The sequence below is a fragment of the Shewanella sp. JNE2 genome (assembly GCF_023159115.1).
GTDB lineage: Bacteria > Pseudomonadota > Gammaproteobacteria > Enterobacterales > Shewanellaceae > Shewanella > Shewanella putrefaciens.
In genome coordinates, this window is record NZ_CP096169.1 from 70,456 (window position 1) to 96,589 (window position 26,134).

A 26,134-nucleotide genomic window follows, 5' to 3' on the forward strand; every position below is an offset into this window, starting at 1 on the left:
TTTAATTCTCTAATGAAATTGGGTTGTAAATGAAAGAAGGCATCTTGCTTTTTGATGCGGTATTTGAAATAAATTGATCTGCAGTATTGAGAGCTTCCTCAATAGTAACATCCATATCTAAATATCTATATGTGCCTAATCTTCCAACAAAAGTAATTCCATCCTCTCTCTGAGCTAATGATACGTAATTACTTAATATATCGCTATCATTGACTAATCTAACCGGATAGTATGGGATGTCATTTTCATCTGCTTCTCTACTGTATTCTTTAAAGCAAATAGTATCTTCATGAGACTCCCAAGGTGCAAAATGTTTATGCTCAGAGATTCTAGTGAATTTTTCAACGTTATCACAATAGTTAATGACTGCAGCACCTTGGTAATCACCTTTACTTCTAATTGGTATGAAATCTAGAGTTCTATAACTTAGGGTTCCATACTGATACTCAAAGTATTCATCAATCTTACCTGAGAAGAATACATGGTCATAGTTTCTAATTTCACTTCGCTCAAGCTTTTTTCCAAAATAAATTTTGATATTTTTATGATTAAGTAACTTTTCTATTAATGGAGTATAACCATCCTTAGGCATTCCTTGATAGCTATGGTTAAAGTAATTATCATCATAATTAAATCGAACAGGTAAGCGTTTTAAAATACTCGCAGGTAATTCTGAAGGTGAACGGCCCCATTGTTTTAGTGTGTATTCTTTAAAAAAAGCCTCATACAATGGCCTGCCAATAAATTTTAAAGCTTGTTCTTCAAAAGAGTGAGCCACCTCAATTGAACTGTCTGATTGTTGTTTAATAAAATCTTTAGCTAAGAGTGGTGATAATTGTTTTTTAAAAAATTGATTAATTGTATGTAGGTTGATTGGTAGTGAGAATACCTCTCCATTAGTGTGAGCTTTTACTCTATTGATATAAGGTTTAAATTCTACAAGGTTATTAACATAATCCCATACAAGCTTGTTATTGGTATGAAAGATATGTGGCCCGTATTTATGGACCATAACTCCAGTAGTTTGATCTCGGTATGAAAAGCAATTTCCACCTATATGTTCTCTTGGCTCGAAAACATGTACTTGATAACCATTTTTAGCCAGTTCATTTGCAATAACTGCACCTGATAGGCCTGCACCAGCAATTCCAATAGACATTCCCATAACTTTACTCATTGTGTTTGTGCTATATATGGATTATACCTATGTCTAGTTAATTTTGTCACTTTTGCCGCGATGGTTTTTGTGTTCGTTTAGTAGTTTAATTGTATTTTTATCGTTATTAATTTACTTTTTCTACCTATGTTATTCCAACTTTTATCGATAAAGTTTAAACTATCCTAGATATAGGATTAATTCTTTATAGTGTTTTAAATGTTAGTTTTTATCGTCCATAAATTAATTATGCTGGCGAATTTTTGTTTTATGGTGATTCCATTTTAACTACTTTTGATTTTTAGTCGTTTGATTTTACTAGGAATAAGTATAGATGAATACAAGAAGTTACTTAATGTATATCTCCCAAAATTATTCCTATGCCATTTTAAGGCCGCTTCAACAAGTGATTCTGGCGCGTGGCGACGAAGTCCGTTGGTTTTTAGAGGGCAATGAAGTCGACCCCAAATATCTCAAAGAAGATGAAAAGCGTTTACCTGATATCGATGCGGTAAAAGCATGGAAACCCGATGCCGTATTTGTGCCTGGTAATGTAGTGCCAAGCTTTATCCCTGGCGTAAAGGTTGGTGTCTTCCATGGCTTTAATGCGGGCAAAATAAATCGTAAGGGGCGTGAAGATCACTTCGAAATTCGTGATTGCTTTGACCTATATTGTACCCAAGGCCCCGACACTACGTTGCCTTTCCTTGCACTAGAAAAGAAATTAGGTACTTTTACAGTTGCCGAAACGGGCTGGCCAGCACTCGATCCCTTATTTATTGAAAATACAGACAATCCCTATATTAAGCCTGATGATCCAAGGCCTGTTGTACTCTTTTGTTCAACATTTTCACCTAGTCTGACTTGCGCGCCTGTCGTCTTTGAACAGATAAAAGCATTGTCGCAAAAAGGGCAATGGCGTTGGCTTGTGCAATTCCATCCTAAGATGAATCATAAAATTGTTGAGCAGTATAAGGCATTAGAAAATGATAACTTGCAGTTTGTCGAAACTGATAATGTGATCCCTTTATTGCAGGCTGGGGACGTAATGTTATGTGATACATCATCGATTCTACTGATGTTTTTAATGCAACGTAAACCTGTGGTGACCTTTAAAAATCAGTCACCTAAGGAGCATTTAATCGATATTAGCCGAGTCGAAGATATTGAGCCTGCATTAGCCAGAGCACTTAGCCGACCCGATGATCTAATGGCGCATATCCATGATTACTGTAACCAGATCCATCCCACAAGCGATGGTCTGTCTAGCCTACGTGTGCTCGCAGCTACAGATGCATTGATTGACAAGGGAACCGATTGGCTAAAACCTAAGCCGAAAAATTTATTGCGTCATTTTAAAATGCGTCGAAAGTTAGGTTATTGGAAATGCTAGGCCATTTTTTATAAAGAATTGATATTTGAGGTTATTAAGTGAAGAAGCACTCGTTATCCGTTATGTTAATCACCAAGAATGAGGCCGATCGCGTAGAGCGTTGCCTCGCGTCTATCGCAGATATTGCCGATGAAATTATCGTGCTTGATAGCGGTTCAACAGATAACACTCTCGCGATATGTCAAAAATATACTGACAAAATTACTGTTACCGACTGGCCAGGATTTGGTAAACAAAAGCAAAGGGCTTTGGATCAAACGAGCTGTGACTGGGTATTGTCAATTGATGCAGATGAAGCACTCGATGACACGATGCGAAATGCCTTAGTTGCGTTGTTATCACAGGAACAGATCAAAGAATCGGCTTTTTGCTTGCCATGGGGAGTCACTCTTTATGGTAAAACATTGAAGTATGGGCGTAGTGCTAGGGCTGTTTTACGGCTATTTAAGCGGGAGGGGGCGCGCTATACCCTTGATGAAGTTCATGAAACAGTGATTCCAGCGGATGGCAATATTGGTAAGTTAAAAGGATTATTATTACATTATACCCACCGTGATTATGGGCATGGTTTAAATAAAGCCGCTCAATATGCTTGGCTTGGTTCCCAGAAATATCACCGAAAGGGTAAAAAATCCCATGGTCTCATGTTGGCGCTTTTAAGAGGATTATGGACTTTTTTACATATTTACTTTTTACGCCGAGGCTTTTTAGATGGTCGAGTAGGGTTTATCGTTGCAATGACCTATGCACAAGTCAACTTTAATAAATATGTTGGATTATGGTTACTTGAAAATAAACGGTGCTAGTTTTTACCTAAACTTAGTATTAGCTCAAATTTCGGCGTTAGCATAAACCTATGCTCAAAAATAACTTTAAACTGTACCCTTATCGTTTAGCCATTGAGGCTTAGGTATATATGCAGGCCATAAAAGTATTAGTGACTGGGTGTAATGGTCAGGTCGGTAGGTGTTTAGTTACACAAATGCAGACTATGTTCTCTATTACTTTATGTGCATTAGAGCGTGAGCGGTTAGACATCACAAACCGTGAGCAGGTTTATACCGTTGTAAATCAATTTCATCCAGATGTGATTATCAATGCTGCGGCTTATACTGCAGTGGATAAAGCAGAGCAGGAAATTGAGTTGTGTTATGCAATTAATCGTGATGGCCCAAAGTATCTCGCTGAGGCTGCAAATCAAGTTGGTGCATTAATACTACATATTTCAAGTGATTATGTATTTTCTGGTCGCAAACACGGTTTATATACAGAGGATGATATCCCTGATCCTCTGGGAGTATATGGCCAGAGCAAGCTTGCAGGAGAAATTGAGGTTGCAAACCTATGCCCTCGTCATATTATTTTGCGTACAGCTTGGGTATTCGGAGAGCATGGTAAAAATTTTGTGAACACCATGCTGGGGCTCACACAAACGCACGATGAGTTAGGGGTTGTTGCAGACCAGTTTGGTGGGCCGACCTATGCGGCAGATATTGCTGCTAGCTTGATCACTATAACTAAAGCGATACGGTTAAAAAACGGTGCTAATTTCGGTATTTATCATTATTCCGGTGAGCCCCATGTTAGCTGGCATCAGTTTGCTGAATATATTTTTGAGCAGGCATTTGATGTGGGATTAATCAATAAAGAAATTCGGGTAAATGCCATTACAACAACTGACTACCCGACACAGGCGACACGCCCTGCCAATTCCAAGCTAGATTGCCGTAAGATAATGAAGCAGTTTGGAATTGCACCGAGTGACTGGCAAGCAGCGTTAAAAAATCTGAACCAGTGGTGAGTATTTACACATCGGCACGATTTTATGACCAATTCCTGAGAAAAAATGAACATTATTGATACTAAAATAGCCGATGTAAAAATCATTGAACCTAAGGTTTTTGGTGATGAACGCGGTTTCTTCTTTGAAAGTTTTAACCAACAGCAATTCGAGGCCGCCATTGGTCGTCAAGTTCAGTTTGTACAAGACAATCATTCAAAGTCGAGTAAAGGTGTGTTGCGTGGCCTGCATTATCAAGGTTCACCCCATGCACAAGCTAAGTTAGTACGTTGTGTTGTGGGTGAGGTGTTTGATGTTGTTGTGGATATTAGAAAGAACTCTTCCACGTTTGGTGAATGGTTGGGTGTGAGTTTAACGGCGGAAAACAAACGCCAGCTTTGGATCCCTCAGGGCTTTGCCCATGGTTTTCTGACTTTGAGTGATACTGCCGAGTGCTTATATAAAACCACAGATTACTATCATCAAGCGAGTGAGGGGGCCATCCGTTGGGATGACCCGCAATTGAATATTCAATGGCCTATAAACAGTCCGTTATTATCCCTAAAAGACCAGCAAGCCCAAACCTTTCTCGATTTTAAGGGTTTGCTCTAGGATGATTGGTTAACGTGTTTCCCCTTGTAAGGTTTTTCCAATAATTTTTGCGCCATCCTTTGGGTTTACTTATTGAATCGACTTAGCTGTTCGAGTGCTTGTTTCAAATAGTCAAAGTTAGGTTGCTGATCTTTAAGTGGTCTATTCATTTTATCCAGTAGATCATACTGGCCACTGGCTTCTACCTCTAAAATTGATTCGTTAGTTATTATTGCGAAACCACTATAATTTGAAGAGATGATCCAAGGACGATCATCTATTTGATTGAGAAGATCTTCTCCAACTGAATAATGGTTAATTGGGCTAGTTACACCCAGATAGTTTTCCATTATTGTTGGCACTAAATCTTGATGACTTGTGAGTTTATCGCGATTCTCTGACATCCTATCAACATTCACTTTAGGCCCCACTATCGCAAATGGCACTTTCACTTGAGCGTCGGTGTAATTGCTGTTATGGCCCCAAAAATTCAATTTATTATCATTAATTTCTTGGCCATGATCGCCCGTAATAATCACCAGCGTGTTATCGAGCTCACCTGATGACTTAAGTGTTTCTAATACGTTTTTAGCTAAGCTATCAACATAGTGAACACTGTTTTTATAGCGATTAAAAAATGGCACTGGATCCGAGTTATTATCCAATTTTAAGTAGTTTACTTCACCTAGCATCGGTTCATAGTGATGGGGGTAATCATTGGGGAAATCGTAACCGTGTGGCGAGTCAAAAAATAAAAATGAAAATACAGGCCGTTGTTTATCACGTTGTGCATACCATGCTGTCCAATCGTTAACCAGATTCGCATCCAGTGCCGATGGGCTTGTGCCTGATGAGCCAATACGTAAATTATCAATATTCACAAACACGGTTTGATCAAATTCAGGTTTGTGCAATTGCGCGGCAGTAAAGATGCCCATCTGGTAGTTGAGTTGTTGTAATCGGTCTACGATTAAGGGACTTTGCTGATTGGCTAACATGGCGTGCCAGTAAGTACTAGGTATACCGTAAAAAAGACCAAAAATACCCGCCCTTGTTGAGTTGCCAGAAGCGATATGCTGGTTAAAGATGACACCGGATTGTGCGAGCGCCCACAGGTTAGGTGTATTTTCTGCGTTAAAAGTATCTGCCCGCCAAGAGTCAATCACGAGCAATAAAATATTGGTCGGCTTTGATACTTCTGTAAAACTCAGTGGTTCAATGGGATAGCGTAAGTCACTTTGACTTTTTAAGGTGAGCGCCTTTTGTTGAGCAATAGCCGATTCGTTGATATAGCCATATTTACGCATTAGGCTGTTTGCTGTTGCAGGATAGAACAAAGGCAAGTAACGCTTTAGCTGGGTGACGGGCTGGTATGCATTTGCTGCCGCCCAGATATGTACACTATGGGTTGACAGTAATGCTATGATAGTTAACGATAAAAAATATCGATTTAATGATTTTTTTCGTAAAGGATTGCTTTCTAACCAACGGATAAGCAGCCATTCCCCCATCCATAAGACTCCAACTCCAACGCAGACCATTACCCAAGTTGACCACGGGAAACTGACAATTTGACCCGCGAGAATAAGATCGAGTACAACAGAGTTGATATGAAAACGATATTGGGCAAAGACAAAGGTATCAATGACTAAGACGCTAATTGCTAATGCCGCCAATCCGGATTGGAGACATTGCCTTAATGTGGTGGGTAAATAAACTAATGGCAGTGTCACTAACCCTAAAATCCCTGCTAGTAGAGCCATTTGCGAGAATGTACTCACAAGCAAGAAGAAAATCCCGAGACTATCGCTAGGTAGTTCAGGTAAAAAAGCAAAATAGCGGCTAGCAATGACCATCGCTATGAGTGCATTAACGAGTATTAATGCCCCATGAGAATGAAGTTTTAATTTAAGGGAGTGGTCTATCACTTGAACACCTTTAATTGCAGATTCTTAATATGACTCTTGCTGTGAATAGCAAAGTAACATCGTAACTTTTTGTATTTCATTTGAATTCTGTATATTTTAAACTTTTTTTATTCGGTTAGCTACGCGCCTTAGTTTGGATTGTGCCGAAAGTCATTTTTAACGATTTACGCTTGGGTGACGATTATCAGATATCTGTATTGAATTTGTATATAATACGCTTAAAAATTAAAGTCATCGTTATGTTTTTTTGCTGTTTTTATCAATAGAATTAATTGGTTAAAAAATGATTGTATTCAACGGGCACACGTTGAGTCTGCGACGGATTGAAAGGGTGTTTTGGTGTCTTTAATGAATTATGACAGTGAGGATGTACTTTTCTATGCATACAAGAGCGATTTATCCAGGAACTTTCGATCCTATCACTAATGGTCATGTGGACTTGATAGAGCGTGCGGCTAAACTATTTAAACATGTGACTATTGGTATTGCTGCTAACCCTTCTAAGCAACCTAGATTCACCCTAGAAGAACGTGTTGAGCTAGTTAATCGTGTTACTGCGCATCTGGATAATGTTGATGTGGTTGGTTTTTCTGGTTTATTGGTGGATTTTGCCAAGGAGCAAAAAGCCAGCGTACTCGTTCGTGGTTTGCGTGCTGTGTCTGATTTTGAGTATGAATTTCAACTCGCTAATATGAATCGTAGATTGAGCCCAGATCTTGAAAGCGTGTTTTTAACGCCTGCCGAGGAAAACTCTTTTATTTCCTCCACGCTAGTAAAAGAAGTGGCTTTACATGGCGGTGATGTCAGCCAATTTGTGCACCCAGAGGTAGCGGCTGCTTTAGCGGCAAAACTTACATCGATTAATACCTAGTTTTTGCTGCTAACCTATTTGGTTTTTACCTAGATAAGTTGTGTTATTCTTGAGGCATTGTGACCTCGCGACGATACCTAAAAGGATGTTATGAAGGCTTTTTTAACCCCCACTATCCTCGCTACTAGCGTTGCCTCTAGTCTATTATTTTCTTCAATACTTACCGCTGCACCTTGGGTCGATGCCTCAGATATTTATCTTAGAGCCGATATTCAAGCGTTAGCTGATGCGGGTGTTATTACTGTGCCAGTCAATACTTATCCTTTGATGTGGTCTGGGATTGGTGGAGATTTAGCGAAAGTTGAACCTGAGCTACTTTCACCTGCATTAGTACAAGCCTTTGCGCGGGTTAATTTTTATTATCACAATGCTGTCGATAATCGTGGAAATACACGGATAAAACTGTCCGCTGCAACCGATCCTGCACGTTTTCAGCACTACGGTTCTGATTATCGTGAAAAAGGAGAGGCGCTGGCATCCTATGAGTACCTTGGTTCGCGTATAGCCTATAAAACCACAGTCGCAGAAACTTATGATCCCCAAGATGATAAAAACTTCCGTCTCGATGAATCCTATTTTGCGATTATTTTTGGGAATTGGATTGCTACATTAGGTTCGGTCGAGCAGTGGTGGGGAGCGGGGTTTGACTCTGCGCTTCACCGCTCTAACAATGCTCGCCCTATGCAATCATTGACGCTAAGCCGTAATAATGCGTCTGCCTTAGAAACACCTTGGTTATCTTGGATTGGCCCTTGGACCTTTAAAACGGGCTTTAGCTTAACGGAAGTTGACCGCGCCGTGCCTAAGACTGCTGAGTGGGATATGCGCTTCAGTGCAAGGCCGATTAAACAGATTGAAGTGGGATTATCTTGGTCGACATTATTTTGTGGTGAAGGCCAAGAATGTGATGTTAGCTCATGGTGGGATGCGGTTGTTAGTCATTCAGTTTGTATTGATGGTTCGAACGATTGTGCGTTTGATCAGCGCCGCGATGCGGGCCACAGAACACAGAGTATCGATATGCGCTATGCCGACACTTGGCAGGATATTCCTGTGGGCTTATATCTAGAGCGTAGTTGTGAGAATGGTAGCGACTGCGGTTCTCTTTGGGGAATAGATACGCATTTTGGTACATCGAGTAAACAGTTTAAGCTGTTTATGGAATACTCTGACACCTATGTTAAGTGTGATGGCGACAGTGCAAATTGCTTCTATGAAGATCCTGTCTATTTAAGCGGTTCTCGCTATTATGGCCGTGCATTAGGCTCAACCTATGATAGTGATGCCCAAGTCTTTGTGTTGGGCTTGGTAGGGCAGTTTAATGATAGCCGCGGTTTTACCTCACTGCTGCGTTATGCTCAACTCAATAAAGATGGTACCAATGTGATTAATACGTGGGCGCCACAGCCTCCTAAAGAGGATTTATTGATGCTTGAGCTTTCCTATCGAATGCCAGTCTGGAAAGGCATGTTGAGCTTGGGAGGGACAGTATCAAGATCGGAATTTGATGTTCAAGACAATGATACCAATGCCACCTTCTTTAGTAATTTTGAGTATCGCTTTTGAGTCTTAATGTCTCTTCAAATAGTAAAGTGAATGCCAAGCTTCTGCTTGGCATTCTTTAAATCAACGAGTTTGGCAAATACTACAAAAAACGGTGGTACGTTGGCCTAAACGGATTTCACTGAGTAGGTTTCCACAGTTTGTGCAGGTTTCGCCGCCTCGACCATAAACATGGAGTTTTTGAGCAAAATATCCCGGTTTACCCTCAGCATTGGTGAAGTCTTTCAGTGTGGTTCCTCCCTGCTTTATCGCGTGAGCTAAGATTTGCTTCACCTCAGCAACTAATAGGCTTAAGCGTTCATTATCGATTTTTCCCGCTTCGGCTTCTGGGTGAATACCTGCTGCAAATAGCGCCTCGTTAGCGTAAATATTCCCCACACCGACGACAATATGGTTATCCATTAAACAGAGTTTAATTGCCTTCTTTTTTCCCGCTAATGCGGTGGCTAATTGATTAACATTAAAGGCATTGGTTAAAGGTTCTGGCCCAAGTTTGGCGAGTAATGGATGGGCTTCTTCAGGGAGTTCGCACCAAAGCCAAGCACCAAAACGTCTAGGGTCGTTAAAGCGTAATATACGCCCATTGGCGAGCACTAAGTCGATATGGTCATGTTTTTCAACGGGAGTGTTGTGCGGCAAGATCCGCAAACTTCCCGACATACCTAAATGGACGATAGTCGTGCCTGCATCTGTATCGATTAACAGATATTTAGCACGTCGGCGCACTTGGCGTATGGTTTGGCCAATAATGTGTTTAGCGATATCAGGTACTGGCCAACGTAGTGAGCCATTACGTATCACAAGATCCGAGACAGTTTGCTCAATGAGAAAGGGGGCAATACCCTGACGGGTGACTTCAACTTCTGGTAATTCTGGCATGGACTCTGTCTTTATCGTTAAATAGGAATAAGTTAAGACGCAGGTTTTGCATCGAGAATAGGTTGTAGTTTTGATCTTAAACTTGGCGGTATTTGGTACCAATTATCCGCGGGAGATTTTAGTAAGCCTTCATTGGTGAAATAAAGCCAGCGCTGTGTTTGACTTATATCGACGATTTGAATGATTAATTCCTGTGGGATATCAGTGGGTTCAGGTATGGTATCTAAGGGAGAAACGCGTATATTTTGCCACGCATTTGCCCATTCGCTGCAGTTGAGTACTTTGATATCACACTGCCAATCAAATGCTTGTTTATGCAGCCAAAGATCATCGATTTGTAGTTGTTCAAGCTGTGCATTTTCATCAAAGAGTCGCTGGGCTTCGGTTGGAATATGGCGGGTTTTATTATCCAAAAATGTGAGTATGGCCACCATAAAAACACAGGCGACAATAATAATGTTATTCCATTGTTTGCGGGTTAAGGCCATAGCAAGCATGTATAAGATTGGGTGATGACCTGAGTTTATCACGCTCGAATTGAGATGCTAGCCCTGTGGTGAGTCTGGCATATTGTCGGTGGTTTTTAACCGCCCGTAGCATTCATAAAACGCAGGATTTGAACGTCATTATTATCAAAATAATGTTGTTTGGGTTTAAGGTTTATTCCTGCAAGAATCGCGGCTTTAAGTCTCTCAATATCACCTGGGTATTCGCGAACGATGCTTTTAAGATCAATGGCGTGTTCATTCCCTAAACAGAGTAATAGTTGGCCTTCGACTGTCACTCGTACACGGTTACATTCATGGCAAAAGTTATGGCTATGGGGAGAGATAAAACCGATGTGAATGGGGCTATCAGCCATAGTGTAATAACGTGCAGGACCGCCTGTGCGTTTGTTTGAGAGTTGTAGCGGATAGCGAGACTCAATGATGGATTTCACTTCATCGCTGCTACAGTGACGCGCCCGTTTACGGTCATCCATTTCGCCTAGGGGCATTTCTTCGATAAAGGCAATATCTAACCCACGTTCACGGCAGAAATTAACTAAATCAAGCACTTCATGGTCATTTTGTTCTTTTAAAATAACGGCATTGATCTTGATACGTTCAAAGCCTGCGGCAATCGCCGCATCAATGCCTTCTATTACGCGCTCCAGCTTTCCATTGCGGGTTAATTGCGTGAAAAGTTCAGGATTAAGCGTGTCTAAGCTGATGTTGAGACGTTTTAGGCCCGCATCGCGCATAGGTTTTGCGAATTTTGTCAGTCTTGAGCCATTCGTCGTCATAGATAGATCGTTCAGCCCAGGGAGTTTACCAAGCAGGCTGACAAGCTGATCGCAGTCGGTTCGCACTAAAGGTTCGCCCCCCGTTAGGCGAATCTTTGTTACTCCAAGTTCAGTGAAAGCTTGGGCAATCCAAGCGAGTTCTTCGAGGTGAAGTACATGATCCCTTGGCAGAAAGCAGGGATTTTCTGTCATACAATATACGCAGCGAAAATCGCAGCGGTCGGTGACGGAAAGGCGCAAGTACTCGACCTTACGGCCAAAGGAATCCACTATTAAACTCATAAGCGCTTACTCGCTCCTAAAGTAGATCCGCAAACGGCTGAATAAACACAGTTTCGCCTGCACTTACGGTTTCTACTTCATCACCAATGAGGATAAGGCAATTTCCTTTCACCATCGAATTGAGCATGCCAGAACCTTGGTTACCCGTGCTGCGAACGTGCAGTCGCCCATCGTTACCAAGCTGATAAATTCCGCGAATAAATTCGGTACGACCTTCACGGCTACGTAGCGTTTCGTCACTTATGGCGGGAAATAAGGGTGCTTGCCAGTTTATCTCTCCACCTAACTTACGCAGGGCAGGTTGCACAAATTGCAGGAAGGAGACCATCACTGCGACAGGGTTACCGGGTAGACCGAAAAATAAGCTAGAACCCACTTTACCAAAGGCGAGTGGACGACCTGGGCGCATGTTGATCCGCCAAAAATCGATATTACCTAAGCGGGCTAGCACGGTTTTTATATAATCCGCATCACCTACTGATACCCCACCAGAGCTAATAACAACATCAGCCTGTTTTGCCGCTTTGGCAAGTGTGGCCTCCAGAGCTGCTTCAGAGTCCTCAATAATCCCTAAATCGAGAACATCACAACCTAAACGCTTTGCCATTGCTTTAATGGTGAAACGGTTTGAATCATAGATACAGTTGGCTTTAAGCGTCTCACCCGGCTGGCTGACTTCATCACCTGTGGAGAATACAGCAACAACTGGACGGCGATAAACACTGATGCAATTTAAGCCAAGAGAAGCCAGCAAACCTTGTTCAGCAGCACCAAGACGAGTCGCTTTGGGGAGTGCGATTTGACCCTTCGCAATATCTTCACCCGCAAGACGAACGTGCTGACCTAAGTCAATGCTGCCTTCTAGACTAACTATGCCATCCACTTCTTTTGCCAGCTCCCGTGGTTGCACTGTATTAGCGCCAGCGGGCACTGTGGCACCTGTCATAATCCGCACGGCTTCGCCCACATTAAGCGTATTTGAATATTGATGACCGGCAAGCACTTCACCCACTAAAGTTAAAGTGGTTGGCATGGGCGCTTGGTAGGCAAAGGCATAACCATCCATTGCTGAGTTGGTTTGCTGGGGGACATTGACAGGCGAAATACTGTCAATCGCGAGTACGCGGTTATCTAAAGCATCTAAGCCAACTTCTTCAATGTCTTGCACGGGTGATACATGAGATAAAATTTGCGCTAAACCTTGGCTTACAGTGAGGTTTTTGCTATTGCCTATAGCGCAGCTATCAACAGGAGAGATAGGCAGTTTAACGTTAGGAGCTTGCCAGTTTTGGGTATATTCCACGACGAAATCAGCTATCTGGTTGACATTATTGATATCCAGTCGCAGTAGTTCACTGGGTAACTGGGTATCATCGCAACAGGCGATAGCGAGAATGTTCTCATCATGGGTATAAATAAATGGTTTGCCGTGGGCGGCACGATGCAATTCGATTTTAGGTAATGCGAGTTTTTTAAAACCTTCTACCAGTACTATATCCACTTTGTCGGCTTCGATTTGTTTTAGCAAGTGGACTAACTCCGGATCGCCATCGCGCGCATCTTCAGTCATCAATGCCCAGCGCACATGTGAGGCGACTAACATTTGTCTCGCGCCTGCTTTACGCATTTCGTAGCTGTCTTTACCCGGAATATCGACATCGAAGTTGTGGTGTGCATGTTTGATGACGGCTAAGCGTAAACCACGTGCATTTAATTCGGGGATCAATTGCTTGAGTAAGGTGGTTTTCCCCGTGCCACTGTAGGCACAAAATCCGAGAACGGGAATAGCGAGCGGATTGACGAAGGGGTTAATCATTTGCACCTCTAATTTGAGTTATTTCGGCCTTAACTAGGTTTGGTCTAAGGCAAATTGCTGTTTTTCTTCTAATGTATTGATGTTCATAAATGCATTTGGCTGATCGGCAAATGTCGCAATAGCGTAATTTTGCTTAGCATACCAAAGTAAAATTTTGCGATCCCCAGCTTTGAGGAATGCCTCCATAGAATCGCGAAGGCTTGGTTTCATCAGCAGCACTACGGGCTGTTCTTGCTCACCGTTGCTGGCAACGGCCATATCAGCGCCTTTAGTTTCAATCGCATTTAACATGCGTTCAACAAGATCCATCGGCAGTTGAGGGCTGTCACAGGGAACGGTGAGCAGATAATCCGCTTTAGTTTGACCTAATGCGGCTAGCATACCCGCTAAAGGGCCAAGAAAACCGCTATGTTCGTCACTGATTACCTTAAAACCGAACTCAGCATAGCGTGTTTGATTGCGATTTGCGTTGATCAGGATCTCCTTAACCTGAGGTTTTATCCTGTCAATCGTGTGTTTAATCATGGGTTGGCCATTTAGTTCGACTAAGCCTTTGTCGTCTCCCCCCATGCGGCGGGCCATGCCTCCTGCGAGAATTACGGCATCAATGTGCAATGGCATATAGAACTCCCTGTGCAGCGTGAAAATGGGTTTGTTGACCAGAGGCGGTCACCAGTGCGTTTTCTATGTGCCATTGTTGTTCACAAATGGCGGTTAAAGCACAGTTCTGGTGGCTACTAAGTAACATACCTGCGCCTTCCTGTTTTAATTGTTGGATCATTTGTAGGACTAACGCTTGGGAGTCCTTATCCATATTCGAGGTGGGTTCGTCCAGCATTAATAACTTAGGTTGCAGGATCCACGCTCGTGCAATCGCAAGCCTTTGTCTTTCTCCACCGGAAAGATTGCTCGCCCTTGCATGTAAAAGTGAGCCAAGCTGTGCCATCTCAGTCGCTTGATGGATACGTTGTTTCGCCTTAGCTTTTGTTTCAGCACTAAAATTCAGGCCATAGGTAAGATTGTATTCCACTGTGCCATCAAATAAATAAGGATGCTGGTGTAGGTATACCGCTTTACCTAACAATGGGTTACGTTGCCACCATTTGTTTTTGGCAAAACCAATCGTATCAATTTGCCCCTTTGTTGGTGATATTAAACCCGCCAAAATTTTCATTAATGTTGATTTACCTGAACCATTATCGCCTTGAAGATATATGACATCTCCTTGACGCAGTTCGAGTAACTCGGCGTTAAAGAGTCGGCGTGAACCAAAAGACATCTCTAAGTCACGGGCAACGAGTTTGACATTAGTCATAGCTTAATGGCTCCTTGGCATCGCTTTGCCGCGTAAACTACCTAAGGCAAAGTTAAGGATCAAGGATAAGATTAGCAGCACGAGTCCTAGGGCGATAGCTTGGGCGAAATCGCCTTTACTGGTTTCGAGGGCGATAGCTGTTGGAATGTTACGAGTTAGGTTAAGAATATTGCCCCCCACCATCATTGAGCAGCCCACTTCTGTGAGAATGCGACTAAAGGCTGCAACAATCGCTAGAAGTAGTGGCATGCGTAACTCGCGGCAGACGGTCCATACGGCACGTACCCATGAAGCGCCCAAGGTTTGAGAGGTTTCCCAGGCTCTGCGATCAACGCTGGTAAAGGCGGCTTGGCTCATGGCGATAAGCACGGGGGCGCAGATGAGCATTTGTCCGAGGATCATCCCTTCTTGAGTGAACAACCACTTTAAATCGCCCAGAGGGCCATTTCGGGTGAGGAGCAAATATACCAACAGGCCGATAACCACAGTGGGAATAGATTGCAGTGTTTGAACCAAATTGGTGATTAACCACTTCCCCCTAAATGGCGCAAATGCCAGTACGAACCCGAGTACCATCGACGGGATCAGGGTGATTAGCAGTGCCGCGAAAGATACTGAAAACGAGACATAAATGATGGACCAGACTTCAGGGTCCAATGAAAACAGCAGGTTTAGGGCCTGCTGTAACAGGGCTAGCCAACCGTCGTTCATTCGCTATAAGTTGCCTTGAACAATTGCTCACCTTCAACTTTGAAGTTGTTAATCATGGTTTGACCTTCTTTACTGCTTAACCAATCACTGAAAGCTTTAGCGCCTTTATGGTTCAGATCTGGATACTTAGCAGGGTTGATTAGGATCACTTGGTATGGGTTGGCTAAGGTTTTACCCCCATCAAAATCGACACTGAGATCCAGTTTAGTTTTATAAGCGACGAATGTGCCGCGATCCGACAGAGTATAACCTTGTAGCTCGTTTGCCATCAGTAAGGTTTTCCCCATGCCTTGACCAACGGAAGTATAACCTTTGAAATCAGGAGTTACACCCGCTGCTTTCCATACTTCTAACTCTTTAATGTGAGTGCCTGAATTATCACCGCGAGAGATAAAAGGTAAACCGGATTTTGCAATTTTAGCAAAAGCTTCTTCGGCAGTTTTGCTTTCACGCAGTTTTGCAGGATCGTTTTTAGGCCCTAATACCACAAAATCGTTTTCCATGATGCCACGAGGTTCGACACCAAAACCGTCTTCCACAAATTTTGCCTCAGCACTTGGGGCGTGGGTCATCACTAAATCAACGTCCCCTTGCTCGCCCAGTTTGAGGGCTTTACCCGTACCCGTTGCGATAACTTGTACTTTATAACCAGATTCACTTTCGAATTTAGGCAGTAAATCCTGTAACAAACCCGAGTTTTCGGTACTTGTTGTGGTGGCGAGCTTAATAATTTCTGTCGATTGAGCAGGTAACACTGTGAGCAAACTGGCGGTAACAACTAGACCTAACAGTGACTTCATATGGGATTTCATGTTTAGCATGGATACTCCTTGGCGAAAAAATAGGATTCCAACTCAAATGCCTACTTAAGTTGGTGATTCCAGAAATGGCAATGCGATGGGGTGGAAGCAAATTAGATGCCAAACTGATAATGGTACTTTTTGCATCACAAGCCGATCTAAAATGTGAACTCTGTCGCAGCCTTAACAAATATTTTGCAGACAAATTGTCGCAGCTCATGCTTCTTGTGGTTCATAGTGACCTATTTACTTAGTTTCAATGCTAGAATTACTCGCAATTGAGTCAAAATGTCCAGAAGCGAACACTATGAGCCAGATTGATAAAAACCTCAAGCCTCTCCCTCTAGCCGTATCAGTGCTTATCGTCGACGATGAGCCTGGAATGCGAAGTTTTTTAAATAAAGCCCTTTCGAAGAAGTTTGCCTTAGTCGAAACCGCTGGCAGTATTGAGGATGCGGAGCAATTACGTAGCCGCTGCCATTTCGACTTGCTGATTGTCGATATTCGTTTGCCGGGGCGCTCTGGTATTGAATGGCATGAGGCATTAGATGAGCAGGGGCGTCGCTCGGATATTATCTTTATGACGGGCTATGCCGATATGGAAGTGGCAATCACAGCGCTGCGGGCGGGTGCTTCCGATTTTATTATGAAGCCTTTTCATCTTGATCAGATGATGGCGGCTGTAGATCGTTGCATTGAGCGTCGTTTACTCAAGCGCGAAAATCTGATGCTGCGCCGTGAGGTATCTATTGGGTATTCATCGACCATTATTGGCAGTAGCGAGGCCATGGAGTCAGTAAAACATGTGATAGAACGTGTAGCTCCAACTAATGCCGTTGTGCTTATACAAGGTGAATCAGGTACCGGTAAAGAACTCGTCGCAAGACAACTGCATTTATTGAGTGGCCGACAAGGGCCATTTGTACCCGTTAACTGCGGCTCTATTGCCCCTGAGTTGCTCGAGAGTGAACTCTTTGGCCATGTTGCGGGTGCATTTACGGGGGCGAAGGGAAATCGAGAAGGGTTATTTAGTTTCGCCTCTGGTGGGACGATTTTTCTGGATGAAATAGGTGAAATGCCACTGAAAATGCAGACAGCGTTGCTTAGAGTGTTAGAGCAAAAAGCGATCCGACCTGTCGGCAGTGAAAAAGAAGTGAATATTGATGTTCGGGTTATTGCTGCAACCAACCGAACCCTCTTGGAAGAGGTTGATGCTGGGAACTTCCGTCGAGATTTGTATTATCGACTCAATGTGCTCGACATCTTAATTCCGCCGTTAAGGGATCGCCCTGAGGATATCGTTGAGCTAACCCATCACTTTACTCGTCAGCTTGCCGCTGAGCTTGGGGTCAGGGAAGTAGTGTGGAGCCATGAGGATATGGTTAAGCTACAACAGCATGAATGGCCGGGTAATATCCGTGAGCTGCGTAATATGATCGAGCGTTGTATTTTACTTGGTAAACCCCCCGCGGAATATTGGAAACAACAGGTAAAGAGTGAATCTTCAGCTTCCCAAGGTTATCCCTTAGATTGGCCATTAAAGGATGTCGAAAAACATCATGTCACCAGCGTGGTAGATTTACATTCTGGTAATAAATCTGCGGCAGCGAGAGACTTAGGTGTTTCTCGTAAAACCTTAGATCGTAAATATAAAGAGTGGTTTGGCTTAAGCGACGAACAGGAGTCTTAGGGTGTCTTTCTTTACTCACTTTTTTGGTGTCAGTTGGCAGCAAATGCAGGCCAAGGTGCGTTATCGCATATTAATCCTTACCTTATTGCCTATTTTACTGACGCTGGTGAGTTTAGTTTTTATCACCATTTACTGGAACATTAGTTACACAGGTAAGCAGCTATTTATGAAGGTAAAAGCTGACTTAGCAGTGGCTGAAAATACCCTACAACAAGTGCAAGTTCGTCAGGGAAAACAGCTCGAAAAGGTGATGACATCTTGGACTTTTCAAAATGATTTTCGCCCTATATTGAACGGAGAAATGAATCATAGGGCCAATATTGATGCTTTTCTGAATGAACAAAAACAACTGCTTAATCTCGATTATCTACGTTTAGTCAGTGTCTCAGAGGCGGCGACAGATCCCGATTTACGCTTGATTTTACCCAAAATGGGCGGTCTATTGCCTTATTCTGGCCTGATGGTGTTATCGCCGGAGCGTTTAGCACGAATTGATCCTGAGCTAGCCGTTACCGCGAGTATTCCCATTGTTGCAACCTTACGGGCCCAAAATCCGGATAAAGGGGTGGAAGGGCGTGGTTTACTCAGTCGTAGTTTACTGCCAGTACCTGATTTAGCGGGTAAGGTTGCTTGGTATTTGGATGGTGGCATCTTATTTAACCGCGATACACGCATCGTTGATCATATTCGGGATTTGGTATACGACAAAGGCACGCTCCCTGAGCGTTCAATTGGTACGGTTACCATTTTTCTAGATAACATTCGTATTTCTACTAATGTGCCGTTGCACTTTTTTCCTCAAGGCAATGAAACGCAAGGTCGAGCTTTAGGTAGTTTAGTGTCTGAGGAGGTACGTGAGAAAGTGCTCAATCGTGGTGAGCTATGGGTGGATCGTGCCTTTGTGTTCAATGATTGGTTTATTTCTGCCTATGCGCCTTTGGAGGATATTCGAGGCCAGCGAGTGGGCATGATCTACACAGGGTTCTCTGAGTCACCCTTTATTCATAATTATCTTTTGAATATCATTGAGCTAGGCACAATTCTGATGTTGGTGCTACTCGTATCAGGTTTACTGGTTTATCGCGGAGCCTATAGCCTGTTGCTACCGATAGAACGGATCCATCATGTCGTGCAGGCGGTGCAGTCTGGGCGCAATATTCGTATCGGCGCCTTAGGTTTGGACAGAGAAAACGAATTATCGAATTTGGCCGAGCAGTTTGATCGTATGCTCGACTTATTGCAACGTCGTAATGCACAGATCCAATCTGCTGCTGAGCAGCTTGAGATGAAGGTCGAAGAACGTACCCGTAGTCTTCAGGACAAAACCTTAGAGTTAGAACGTAACGTCGCACTGCTAAATGAAACCCGCCAGCAGCTTGTGACTAACGAAAAACTCACCGCACTCGGTGAGTTAACCGCAGGCATAGCCCATGAAATTAATAATCCCACCGCGGTTATTCTCGGTAATATGGAGCTAATGCGCTACGAGCTTGGGGATAATGCGGACCTCGTTAAAGAAGAAATTGATTTAGTCATCCAGCAAGTGATGCGTATCAGCACCATTATTCGCAGCTTATTACAGTACAGCCGTCCCGGTGAATTTAATGCGCCACTAGAAATGCAGTCTATTACTCCCATTATTGAAGAGACTATGGTGCTGGTTCGTCATTCGATTAAAAAACAAGAAATTATCTTGATCACTGAGTTGAGTGCGACTTGCCTTGTGCAAGTCAATCGACCGCAGCTATTGCAGGTCTTGATTAATTTGGTGGTAAACGCAGCGCATGCAATGGACGGTAAAGGTCGTATTTGGGTAAGGACTTACGACTGGTTGCAACAAGATGTGCCCATAGGCGTTAAAATTGAGGTTGAAGATGAAGGCTCTGGAATTGCGCCTGAGTTATTGGGTCGAATTTTTGACCCATTTTATACCACCCGTAAGGATGGTACTGGGTTAGGGCTTTCTTTAAGTTATGGAATTATAAAACGAATTGGTGGGACAATAGAGGTCAGTTCAACCTTAGGTAAAGGTACAGTATTTACGATTGGTTTATACCATGAGGCGAAAGAAGAGCAGGAGAATAATCCCTATGACGGATTACATTTCTCTGGATCTGAAATTTAAGCAAAAAAAAGCCGGATGATGAGTCCGGCCACAAAAGAGTGTGTGTGAGCAATGTCGTGCTTGCAAACTCAGGAGCACTTTAACAACTTCAGATTACCAGTCATCGGTGTTAAAGATGAGTTTTGGAACGCACGTTAACGATAATCATTCTCAATTGTGTTTGCAAGTTATTTATCCAAAAAAAGCAGATCTTTACAAAATAGACATTGCCTTTACGCCTCGTCGATTTAGATCGTCTTACTGAGGTGTAATTTATGATCGATAAGACTTTTAGGATCAGCTTTGAGTTCTGTAATCATATATCGATTATTTATCAATAAATTAAGCATTCCAGGGAAACGGTTCATCGTCTTAACTTGAATGTGGTTATAGCCTTGACGACGTGCCCATGTTTCTTGGTATTCAAGGAGGCTTTGAGCTAGCCCTAGGCGGCGAAAGTCTAAGGCTACACCACCTAACCAGCTGTAAAATATCGTTTCTTCTTGCTCATAACCCAGTTTGAAACCTGCAAGTTCTCCTTCAACAAAAGCCAATAAAATTAAACTGGTTTTGCCGTCTAGTCGTTCAGCCAAGACTTCATGTGTAAGAGGGCGATTGAGTTCAGGAATTTGCTGACTGAGTTCAATTAGTTGTATGGCTAGCTCAGACGTGAGTTTTGTCTCAGCTTTAATTTCAATAGAATACATAATGATCTCTCATGAAAATCAGCCTTATTCAAGTGTAAACCTGAGTAAGGCTGAGCTATTAACTGGTTAAATTGTAACAGGTCTGGCCAGTTGAGTTAATCAGGAAAGTGATTTTTGCGGACTGGTTTGCAAAATCCTATCTTGTAAGACTTTGAGCAAAACACCATAGGCGGGTAAAAATAGTCCTAAGCTGACGAGTAGCTTAAAACTGTAATCGACAGTGGCAATTTCAGGCCAGTGAGATGCCATAAAGCTATCGGATGAAGCGTAAAAAGCCACGCTAAAGAAGACTAAAGTATCGACGAAATTACCCACTAGAGTGGATGCCGCTGGCGCAACCCACCAAGAACGACTTTTTCGTATGCGAGCAAATACTGTGATATCCATCTGTTGGCCAATCAAATAAGCCGCAAAGCTCGCAAACGCGATACGGAAAACAAATGTGTTCCATTGTGCAAGTGAATCAGCGCCTTGAAAACTACCTTGATGGAATAGCACCCCCATTACATAGGAAATCATCAACGCAGGGATCATCGCCTTGAGGATGATATTTCGGGCGGCCTGTTGGCCAAAAATGCGTACTGTGAGATCGGTCGCTAAATACACAAATGGAAAGCTAAATGCACCCCAAGTGGTATGGTAGCCAAACAGCTGAAATGGTAATTGTACTAAGTAATTGCTGACGCAAATAATCAGTATATGGAATCCTACTAATAGGAGTAAGGCGCGGCGGAGCTGCGCTGTAGTTAACATTAACATTTGTGGCCTTTTTAGTTGTGTAGGGCGGGGTGAGGGAACCCGCTAATGTTCAATTGTTATTTTTACGCTGACCGATTACAGCTTACTGAAATCGGGGCCGCTATTATAGTGGCCGCTTTTTAAGATGCAAGCTCACTTATTATCTTTCACCAATTTAGAAGATGAAACGATGACTCGGGACGTTTTGAGCTATCTATGCGAAACTATCCTACACTTTTAAGACGCCAAAGGAGGAAAGCGATGAAACGATTTCTTGCCATATTTTACTTATGCTTGGCTGCGTTATCATCTGCCGCGGCTGCGAATCCTGTGGTGGTCAATGTGGTGACCTCTACTTGGGAAGGTTATGCTAATCCTGATGGGACAGGTTATTACTTTGATATACTTCAGCGGGTTTTCCCTGCATCACAATGGCAACTTAATGTGCAGTTTATGCCTTTTGCTCGAACACTCTATCTTATCGAGCACCAGCGTGCCGATATGGCTCTCAGTGTTTATCCGGGCGATATTAAACATAGTTTGCTGAGCGATAATCCAGTGGAAATCGACTCTATCGATGCGGCCGTTACGCCTGAGATAGCGGCAAGCTGGGTTGGGATTGAAAGTTTATCCCATAAAAAAGTGCAAGCTATGCTGGCTTATCGCTATAACATGCTGACGTCAGTACCTATGTACTACGAAGAAAGCAGTAATATGCTCACTATGCTTAACAATGCTTAACAATGCTTAACAATGCTTAACAATGCTTAACAATGCTTAACAGTTTAAATGCGGGTCGTATTGATGCGGTTTTAGACTACCAAAAAGATATTCTTGCTTTAGTGCCAAGACTTAAATCACCTCATAACTTTAATATTATTCAAGGAGTTATTAAGGCTGAAGCCTATTTTGCTTTTGCTGATACAGACAAAGGCATGATGCTTAAACAGCATTTTGATCGTGAGCATAAGCGCTTAATTGATTCGGGGGAGCAAGAGAGGCTCTACCTTGAAACCATCGAAAAATTAAAGGCGAACAACAATTAAAACCTTCATATCTAAAGGATTTAATATTGGGCGCTATAATTCGATAAGAATGGACATAATGGTGGCGAGTTTATTCTCAAGTTCCTGCCATTCGGCCTCAGGATCTGAGCCTGCGATAATTCCCGCACCAGCAAATAGATTAATCCTACCTGGTTCAATCAGGGTACAACGAATGGCGACCGAAAATTCACTCTCGTACTTATTGAAATAGCCACAGGCGCCAGCATACCAACCGCGCATATAGCCTTCACGCTGCCGAATAAAGTTCATGGCTGAATGCCGAGGTAATCCTCCGACTGCAGGTGTGGGATGCAATGCTTGCAACAGTTGAAAATCGTTCACTCCAGCTTTGAGTTCAGCGCGAATAGCTCTATGTAAATGTTGGATATGATTAAGTTTAAAAATTGTAGCCAGTTCATCGGCACCCACATAATGGCTCAACGGCGTGAGCATATTAACTATATGGCTGCGGACAAGTTGGTTTTCAACACTATTTTTATTGTCTTCGAGCAGGGCATTTGCCAGCGCTATATCTTCTTCTTGGTTTAAACCCCGTACCGTTGTTCCTGCTAGCGCTTCGGTGAACAACTCCTGTTGGCGCCGGCGAAATAAACGCTCTGGCGAACAGGAAATAAAGGTGCGTTCAGGGCTAAATTGAAATCCAAATTGAAAACTGTTGGGGTTACGACCTTGCCAGCAGGCAAGCACCATCCAAGGATCAACGGGTTCATTGACTTCCAGTTGAGTGAGTCGTGATAGCACTACCTTTAGCGTATCTGCATTAAATTTAGGGTCAACGACTTGTTCGACTAATGTTTTCCAGCGCTGAAAATCGGGTCTGTCGCTACGTCCTAACAACGCTAACTTTGTCGGTGGGGCAAGTGGCTTGGCTGGCATGACGGCTTCGATAGCGGCAATAGCATTGTCGATTTCAGTATGGGGAGCATTATCGGCAAAGTTCAGATTCACTCTCAAACTGAAATGTGTACCACTACGCCTAAATTCGATACGAGGTAATACAAAACGGCTATTACCAAACTCTGGCCAAGATTCAATGGTGCGATCAAAGGCGACACCACCATAGTAACGAATATCTTGATTTGTCGATAATGCCCGTTGTTGTTGGTATACCATGGCGAGTTGTTGATCGTCGACACCTGTTTCAAATCTAAAATCTTTGCAGGCACCGATTGCTGCGACCTCTTCAATTCTATCGCGTCCATGCCAGTAGATACGTGGGTACTGAGTCTGGGAGGCAAGCCATGAAATTAAAGGCATAGAGACAGCTGTTATGGACAACTGCACTATCGGTTCTGTCGGCGAAACTTGCTTCAGTTGAATGAGTTTGTCGATAAGAGACTTGAGGTCTTTAGACAGCGCATGAACGGGCAAATAGAACTCCAAGGGTCATCAATTGTAAAGGTGAAGGCTAAATAACGCTGTTAGCAACGGTGAATTTGACTCAAGTTAATGCGTTTTTTCAAGTACTTTACATCTTGATAATTCGAGTATGTAAATAAGAATCTTTCGCTAAAATTAAAGGCCGTTGCCGCAGGTGTCAAGATATAAGCCCTAAGCATGTGACTTTTGCCATAGTCTCATTTTATGACGATAAAAAATGTGATTGAAATGGGTCTTTTTGTCGTGAAAGCTAACTTATCTAGACATTTTGTCTTTTGTCACCGTAATCACCTTCCCCTTTTGTTTGAATTAGTCGATCAGAGTTGGCTTTTGATGATTTTTCAGTTGAGGCGGCACAATCTCTGCCCACAATAGGCGATACATCTTAATTTTTTACCTATGACAACAATAATATGATGATCATGAATATCTTCTTTCGGGTGTTGTTTTTTGAGCGGGTAAAAATGTTCACAATGTTGTAGTGGGTTAACTGACAGAGGTTCAAGCCTAGGCACTGCTTAACCGCGGATGGTAACGATATTTGCATCTATCAGGTCATCAGGTGGTAGTGAGAAGAGTTTAAATATCCTATTGATATCAATTGGCAGGTTTAAAATGAAACTTCTAGAAACTCAAGATGTTAGCTTTAACTATGGTTGTCAGTTAACTACCATATTTCAGGAGGTTAACCTCAGCATTCGCACTGGCCAATGCCATTGTGTGAGTGGACCTACGGGGTCGGGTAAATCGAGCCTACTAAACCTCCTTGCGGGCGTATTGACTCGTCCGCATGAGGGGGATATTTGGCGGCACCCTGAGCTAGTCACAGGTTTGGTTATGCAGGATCCACAACTCCAACTACTTCGGCAAACAGTCGGTGCAGAAGTCGCCTTTGCATTGGAGAATCTTGGTATTCCTGCCGAGAGTATGCTGCCAAAAGTGCAGTTAGCATTGAGGCGAGTCGGGTTATTTCTGAGCCTTGATACCCAAGTGAGTACGCTTTCCCTTGGGCAAAAATATCGGCTGATGATCGCTTCCCAACTGGTATGTGAACCACATTTGCTGTTACTCGATGAGCCTTGGGCACAGCTTGATAATCATGGTGTAAGCGAACTGTTGGGGGTTATGCGGAATTTACTGCAAGAGGGTATGGCGTTGGTGCTGGTTGAACATAACGCCCATGCTTTTGCCGATATTATCCAGCATTACTGGCAGTTAGAGCGGGGCAAACTCTCCGAAGGGATTTATCCTGCCACTGATTCAGCGCAAGTTGAGGTATTTAAGTGGCAAAACTACTGTAAACGAGAACACTTAGGTAAAGTACTCGTGAAGGCTGATGCGTTTGATTTTGGTTACGATAATAACCCTGTTTTATTTAGTTGCCCGCAGGGATTTCAACTACAGTCAGGGGAGATTGTGACATTAGTTGGCGATAACGCTTCAGGTAAAACGAGTCTACTAAAAATCCTCGCCGGGGTGCTTAATATAAGACAAAGACTACCTATCAAAGTGTTAGGAAGAAGGCCAAAACTCGGCGTGTATGGGGCAGAACTTGGCTTATTAATGCAAAGACCAAGTCGACAACTGTTTGAAACCAGCGTGCTAGCCGAGATGCAATTTCGTTTAAAGCGATTTAAGCTTCCGAAGGAACGCGCAATCCAAATATTAGATGAGCTAGCGTTATCCTCTTTAGCAGAATTATCCCCCCACAAACTGTCCTACGGCCAACAACACTTGATCGCCTTAGCATCCATTGTTTGTTTACGTCCTCGGGTGTTGTTATTGGATGACCCTTTAGCGGGTATGGATAAAGATTACTACGGTAAAGTTTGGCACCTGCTGACAGGTCTAAGCTCTCAAGGCAGTGCCATTTTACTCAGTAGCCATAGAAACATTAAACATGATGCAGTTTCACGACAATGGTGTTTGCGTAATAGGCAATTGGTGTTGGAATCAATGTAGATGGGTAATGAATAGTTTCGAATGTTTGACACTTCAGCAGGACGATAAGCTTTAAAGTGTTAACCAATGATAACCATTATGTTATTTCCCTCCCGTTATTCTTTAGTCTACTCGTA

At 43.0% G+C, this 26,134-nt stretch carries 22 protein-coding genes and 1 pseudogene; 10 read left to right on the plus strand and 13 right to left on the minus strand.

The features are described from left to right. Nucleotide 1: 1 nt before the first annotated feature. On the minus strand, nucleotides 2-1,177 hold the full coding sequence (gene glf, locus MZ182_RS00300; protein WP_011920289.1) for a UDP-galactopyranose mutase: 1,176 nt from the start codon (nucleotides 1,175-1,177) through the stop codon (nucleotides 2-4). Nucleotides 1,178-1,490: 313 nt separating this feature from the next. Here glf and MZ182_RS00305 point away from each other — a divergent pair, with 313 nt between their 5' ends. The 4 genes from MZ182_RS00305 (at nucleotide 1,491) to rfbC (ending at nucleotide 4,941) form a co-directional block, all read left to right on the plus strand. Continuing rightward, complete coding sequence (locus tag MZ182_RS00305; RefSeq protein WP_011920288.1) at nucleotides 1,491-2,549, plus strand: CDP-glycerol--glycerophosphate glycerophosphotransferase; 1,059 nt, start codon at nucleotides 1,491-1,493, stop codon at nucleotides 2,547-2,549. Nucleotides 2,550-2,587: 38 nt separating this feature from the next. After that, a complete protein-coding gene (locus tag MZ182_RS00310; RefSeq protein ID WP_014609534.1) occupies nucleotides 2,588-3,355 on the plus strand; it encodes a glycosyltransferase family 2 protein in 768 nt (255 codons plus the stop codon). 110 nt (nucleotides 3,356-3,465) lie between these two features. After that, nucleotides 3,466-4,350 carry a dTDP-4-dehydrorhamnose reductase gene (rfbD, locus tag MZ182_RS00315; protein ID WP_248067659.1) on the plus strand — a complete coding sequence of 295 codons (885 nt, stop codon included), beginning with the start codon at nucleotides 3,466-3,468 and terminating at the stop codon, nucleotides 4,348-4,350. Nucleotides 4,351-4,395: 45 nt separating this feature from the next. Continuing rightward, a complete protein-coding gene (rfbC, locus tag MZ182_RS00320) occupies nucleotides 4,396-4,941 on the plus strand; it encodes a dTDP-4-dehydrorhamnose 3,5-epimerase (protein WP_248067661.1) in 546 nt (181 codons plus the stop codon). Between the two features lie 65 nt (nucleotides 4,942-5,006). Here the strand turns inward: rfbC and MZ182_RS00325 are convergent, their stop codons facing one another. Then, the gene (locus MZ182_RS00325) at nucleotides 5,007-6,848 is read right to left on the minus strand and encodes a DUF3413 domain-containing protein (protein ID WP_248067662.1); all 1,842 of its coding nucleotides are present in this window, start codon (nucleotides 6,846-6,848) and stop codon (nucleotides 5,007-5,009) included. 379 nt (nucleotides 6,849-7,227) lie between these two features. On the opposite strand from MZ182_RS00325, the gene coaD reads away from it, so the two are divergent. Next, the gene (gene coaD / locus MZ182_RS00330; protein WP_011920283.1) at nucleotides 7,228-7,719 is read left to right on the plus strand and encodes a pantetheine-phosphate adenylyltransferase; all 492 of its coding nucleotides are present in this window, start codon (nucleotides 7,228-7,230) and stop codon (nucleotides 7,717-7,719) included. A gap of 90 nt (nucleotides 7,720-7,809) precedes the next feature. Next, nucleotides 7,810-9,285 carry a capsule assembly Wzi family protein gene (locus MZ182_RS00335; protein ID WP_011920282.1) on the plus strand — a complete coding sequence of 492 codons (1,476 nt, stop codon included), beginning with the start codon at nucleotides 7,810-7,812 and terminating at the stop codon, nucleotides 9,283-9,285. Between the two features lie 60 nt (nucleotides 9,286-9,345). On the opposite strand, the gene mutM is transcribed toward MZ182_RS00335, so the two are convergent. From mutM to MZ182_RS00375, 8 genes are all read right to left on the minus strand, one after another. Then, nucleotides 9,346-10,161, minus strand: coding sequence for a bifunctional DNA-formamidopyrimidine glycosylase/DNA-(apurinic or apyrimidinic site) lyase (gene mutM / locus MZ182_RS00340; protein ID WP_011920281.1), 816 nt, complete (start codon nucleotides 10,159-10,161; stop codon nucleotides 9,346-9,348). A gap of 32 nt (nucleotides 10,162-10,193) precedes the next feature. After that, nucleotides 10,194-10,649, minus strand: coding sequence for a hypothetical protein (locus MZ182_RS00345; RefSeq protein WP_041420695.1), 456 nt, complete (start codon nucleotides 10,647-10,649; stop codon nucleotides 10,194-10,196). A gap of 95 nt (nucleotides 10,650-10,744) precedes the next feature. Beyond that, entirely contained in the window at nucleotides 10,745-11,728 is a 984-nt protein-coding gene (gene moaA / locus MZ182_RS00350; RefSeq protein WP_011920279.1) for a GTP 3',8-cyclase MoaA, read from the minus strand. Nucleotides 11,729-11,744: 16 nt separating this feature from the next. Next, nucleotides 11,745-13,544: a bifunctional molybdopterin-guanine dinucleotide biosynthesis adaptor protein MobB/molybdopterin molybdotransferase MoeA gene (locus MZ182_RS00355; RefSeq protein WP_248067664.1), complete on the minus strand. Its 1,800-nt coding sequence runs from the start codon at nucleotides 13,542-13,544 to the stop codon at nucleotides 11,745-11,747. A 33-nt stretch (nucleotides 13,545-13,577) separates the two neighbouring features. Further along, the gene (mobA, locus tag MZ182_RS00360; protein ID WP_248067666.1) at nucleotides 13,578-14,165 is read right to left on the minus strand and encodes a molybdenum cofactor guanylyltransferase MobA; all 588 of its coding nucleotides are present in this window, start codon (nucleotides 14,163-14,165) and stop codon (nucleotides 13,578-13,580) included. Continuing rightward, the gene (locus MZ182_RS00365; RefSeq protein ID WP_248067668.1) at nucleotides 14,149-14,859 is read right to left on the minus strand and encodes an ATP-binding cassette domain-containing protein; all 711 of its coding nucleotides are present in this window, start codon (nucleotides 14,857-14,859) and stop codon (nucleotides 14,149-14,151) included. The genes mobA and MZ182_RS00365 overlap by 17 nt, the downstream gene beginning before the upstream one ends. 3 nt (nucleotides 14,860-14,862) lie before the next feature. Next, on the minus strand, nucleotides 14,863-15,570 hold the full coding sequence (locus MZ182_RS00370; protein ID WP_011787493.1) for an ABC transporter permease: 708 nt from the start codon (nucleotides 15,568-15,570) through the stop codon (nucleotides 14,863-14,865). Then, nucleotides 15,567-16,391 carry a substrate-binding domain-containing protein gene (locus MZ182_RS00375; protein WP_248067670.1) on the minus strand — a complete coding sequence of 275 codons (825 nt, stop codon included), beginning with the start codon at nucleotides 16,389-16,391 and terminating at the stop codon, nucleotides 15,567-15,569. Before MZ182_RS00375 ends, MZ182_RS00370 begins: the two co-directional genes overlap by 4 nt. 286 nt (nucleotides 16,392-16,677) lie before the next feature. On the opposite strand from MZ182_RS00375, the gene MZ182_RS00380 reads away from it, so the two are divergent. Together MZ182_RS00380 and MZ182_RS00385 are read left to right on the plus strand one after the other, a co-directional pair. Then, entirely contained in the window at nucleotides 16,678-18,060 is a 1,383-nt protein-coding gene (locus MZ182_RS00380) for a sigma-54-dependent transcriptional regulator (protein WP_248067673.1), read from the plus strand. A gap of 1 nt (nucleotide 18,061) precedes the next feature. Next, complete coding sequence (locus MZ182_RS00385) at nucleotides 18,062-20,185, plus strand: cache domain-containing protein (protein WP_248067675.1); 2,124 nt, start codon at nucleotides 18,062-18,064, stop codon at nucleotides 20,183-20,185. A 227-nt stretch (nucleotides 20,186-20,412) separates the two neighbouring features. Here MZ182_RS00385 and MZ182_RS00390 read toward each other — a convergent pair whose 3' ends face one another. Both MZ182_RS00390 and MZ182_RS00395 read right to left on the minus strand, forming a co-directional pair. Continuing rightward, nucleotides 20,413-20,871, minus strand: a complete 459-nt coding sequence (locus MZ182_RS00390) for a GNAT family N-acetyltransferase (protein WP_248067678.1) — start codon at nucleotides 20,869-20,871, stop codon at nucleotides 20,413-20,415. Between the two features lie 99 nt (nucleotides 20,872-20,970). After that, entirely contained in the window at nucleotides 20,971-21,630 is a 660-nt protein-coding gene (locus MZ182_RS00395; protein WP_248067680.1) for a 7-cyano-7-deazaguanine/7-aminomethyl-7-deazaguanine transporter, read from the minus strand. Between the two features lie 240 nt (nucleotides 21,631-21,870). Here MZ182_RS00395 and MZ182_RS21330 point away from each other — a divergent pair. Beyond that, a pseudogene (locus tag MZ182_RS21330) lies at nucleotides 21,871-22,655 on the plus strand (ABC transporter substrate-binding protein). A gap of 33 nt (nucleotides 22,656-22,688) precedes the next feature. Here the strand turns inward: MZ182_RS21330 and MZ182_RS00410 are convergent. Then, on the minus strand, nucleotides 22,689-24,047 hold the full coding sequence (locus tag MZ182_RS00410) for an isochorismate synthase MenF (protein WP_248067688.1): 1,359 nt from the start codon (nucleotides 24,045-24,047) through the stop codon (nucleotides 22,689-22,691). Between the two features lie 624 nt (nucleotides 24,048-24,671). Between MZ182_RS00410 and MZ182_RS00415 the strand changes: the two genes are divergently transcribed. Beyond that, the gene (locus MZ182_RS00415) at nucleotides 24,672-26,018 is read left to right on the plus strand and encodes an ATP-binding cassette domain-containing protein (protein ID WP_248067691.1); all 1,347 of its coding nucleotides are present in this window, start codon (nucleotides 24,672-24,674) and stop codon (nucleotides 26,016-26,018) included. The last annotated feature ends 116 nt before the right edge of the window (nucleotides 26,019-26,134 follow it).

Excerpts from the sequence above, each read along its gene's own strand:
- glf (WP_011920289.1), bottom strand. The coding sequence starts at position 1,177 with ATGAGTAAAGTTATGGGAATGTCTATTGGAATTGCTGGTGCAGGCCTA.
- MZ182_RS00305 (WP_011920288.1), top strand. The coding sequence starts at position 1,491 with ATGAATACAAGAAGTTACTTAATGTATATCTCCCAAAATTATTCCTAT.
- rfbD (WP_248067659.1), top strand. The coding sequence starts at position 3,466 with ATGCAGGCCATAAAAGTATTAGTGACTGGGTGTAATGGTCAGGTCGGT.
- rfbC (WP_248067661.1), top strand. The coding sequence starts at position 4,396 with ATGAACATTATTGATACTAAAATAGCCGATGTAAAAATCATTGAACCT.
- coaD (WP_011920283.1), top strand. The coding sequence starts at position 7,228 with ATGCATACAAGAGCGATTTATCCAGGAACTTTCGATCCTATCACTAAT.
- MZ182_RS00335 (WP_011920282.1), top strand. The coding sequence starts at position 7,810 with ATGAAGGCTTTTTTAACCCCCACTATCCTCGCTACTAGCGTTGCCTCT.
- mutM (WP_011920281.1), bottom strand. The coding sequence starts at position 10,161 with ATGCCAGAATTACCAGAAGTTGAAGTCACCCGTCAGGGTATTGCCCCC.
- MZ182_RS00345 (WP_041420695.1), bottom strand. The coding sequence starts at position 10,649 with ATGGCCTTAACCCGCAAACAATGGAATAACATTATTATTGTCGCCTGT.
- moaA (WP_011920279.1), bottom strand. The coding sequence starts at position 11,728 with ATGAGTTTAATAGTGGATTCCTTTGGCCGTAAGGTCGAGTACTTGCGC.
- MZ182_RS00355 (WP_248067664.1), bottom strand. The coding sequence starts at position 13,544 with ATGATTAACCCCTTCGTCAATCCGCTCGCTATTCCCGTTCTCGGATTT.
- mobA (WP_248067666.1), bottom strand. The coding sequence starts at position 14,165 with ATGCCATTGCACATTGATGCCGTAATTCTCGCAGGAGGCATGGCCCGC.
- MZ182_RS00365 (WP_248067668.1), bottom strand. The coding sequence starts at position 14,859 with ATGACTAATGTCAAACTCGTTGCCCGTGACTTAGAGATGTCTTTTGGT.
- MZ182_RS00370 (WP_011787493.1), bottom strand. The coding sequence starts at position 15,570 with ATGAACGACGGTTGGCTAGCCCTGTTACAGCAGGCCCTAAACCTGCTG.
- MZ182_RS00375 (WP_248067670.1), bottom strand. The coding sequence starts at position 16,391 with ATGCTAAACATGAAATCCCATATGAAGTCACTGTTAGGTCTAGTTGTT.
- MZ182_RS00380 (WP_248067673.1), top strand. The coding sequence starts at position 16,678 with ATGAGCCAGATTGATAAAAACCTCAAGCCTCTCCCTCTAGCCGTATCA.
- MZ182_RS00390 (WP_248067678.1), bottom strand. The coding sequence starts at position 20,871 with ATGTATTCTATTGAAATTAAAGCTGAGACAAAACTCACGTCTGAGCTA.
- MZ182_RS00395 (WP_248067680.1), bottom strand. The coding sequence starts at position 21,630 with ATGTTAATGTTAACTACAGCGCAGCTCCGCCGCGCCTTACTCCTATTA.
- MZ182_RS00415 (WP_248067691.1), top strand. The coding sequence starts at position 24,672 with ATGAAACTTCTAGAAACTCAAGATGTTAGCTTTAACTATGGTTGTCAG.